Source organism: Bartonella sp. AP58NXGY, from assembly GCF_042195785.1.
GTDB lineage: Bacteria > Pseudomonadota > Alphaproteobacteria > Rhizobiales > Rhizobiaceae > Bartonella.
Map to the genome: position 1 here is coordinate 1 of NZ_JBHIOY010000095.1, position 252 is coordinate 252.

The 252-nt window shown below is 37.7% G+C and carries 1 protein-coding gene; it reads right to left on the minus strand.

The window, feature by feature from the left end:
- A partial coding sequence (locus ACFINC_RS09690; protein ID WP_375617074.1) for an outer membrane protein occupies positions 1-252 on the minus strand: 252 nt, incomplete at both ends.

Here is a 252-nt window from a genome sequence, read left to right on the forward strand (position 1 = left end):
TTTTTCCTTCACAAATTTCTTTTTACCAAAATCGGAATAACGATATTCTGCACGTACAATTACATTATCGAGCACCGAGAAATCAACACCACCACCAAGAGTGTAACCAATCATAGTTTTTGTTTCATCAGTTAAGTTCTTAGAAGAAACAACTGTTCCCTCCTCATCCTTAACGGATATTGATATAGTGTCTTGAAACTGCCCATAAGCAATACCACCCGCAAGATAAGGCATAAAGCGATCAGCAGCAAA